Here is a 1,000-nt window from a genome sequence, read left to right on the forward strand (position 1 = left end):
CCCCAGCCGTTATCATGAACGCTTTTCCCAAAGTGAAGGGCTTGAGACATCCCTTTCATGTTCAAGTCCTCAATCACGACAGCATCAAAGTTAGAAGCTAATTCTTTTGACTTATGATGAAGAAAATTCATGCGTTGGTTCGCCACTTTCTCATGTAACTTAGCCACTACTAGTCGTTGCTTGTTCCAACGTGCAGAACCTTTCTTTCTTCGAGAAAGAATTCGTTGTGCTTTTGCTAATTTATCTAAGGCTTGCCGATAGTAACGTGGGTAATTGGCTTTCTTACCCTGTTCACTCTCGACATATAGACCATCCATAGCAAAATCCAAACCAACAACTTTCTGTATTTTAACTGGACGAATATCTTTCTCATATTCTGTCAAAATTGAAATGTAGTATTTGCCTGTCTTTGTTTTAGAAATAGTGCAAGATTTGATTTTATAATCAGCAGGTATCTCTCTATGCTGTTTCATTTTTATTGGCTTTTTGATTTTTGGCAGTTTGATATGACCATTTTCTAGCTTAATATTTCCGTTGACCATATTAGTTGTATAGGATTGTTTTGCTTTACGATTTTTGAACTTTGGAAAATCCGCATTTCCTTCAAAGAAATTCTTATAAGCAGTCTGTAAGTTCATTTGTGCATTTGCCAAAGCTAAAGAATCCACTTCTTTTAGGAATGGAAATTCACTTTTATATTTTGCAGGAGTCGGAAACTTTTGCTTTTTAAGCAATTCTTTATCATCCTTGAACTTTTCATACGTTTCTTTGCGTTCAGCTAACATCTTATTGTAGACAAAGCGAACACAACCAAATGTCTTAGCTAATAATGCGGATTGTTCTTTGTTTGGTAACAAACGAAACTTGAAAGCTTTGTTTTGCTTGGCCATATCAATTCACCTCACTTTGTGCGGAAAAATTTCGTATGTGTAAAATTTTACTCGCAGGGGCAGATGAGTGGAAAAAAATAGGAAGACACTCTATCATCTAAATGTACACC

1 protein-coding gene is annotated in these 1,000 nt (G+C 35.9%); it reads right to left on the bottom strand.

Annotated features, from left to right (window positions below; translation table 11 throughout):
* Window positions 1–890, bottom strand: an 890-nt coding sequence (locus NFR98_RS15745; RefSeq protein WP_251460592.1) for an RNA-guided endonuclease TnpB family protein, incomplete at its 3' end; no start/stop codon positions are given.
* Between the last annotated feature and the right edge of the window lie 110 nt (window positions 891–1,000).

The sequence above is a fragment of the Weizmannia agrestimuris genome, assembly GCF_943193165.1.
Taxonomy (GTDB): Bacteria; Bacillota; Bacilli; order Bacillales; family Bacillaceae_C; genus Weizmannia; species Weizmannia faecalis.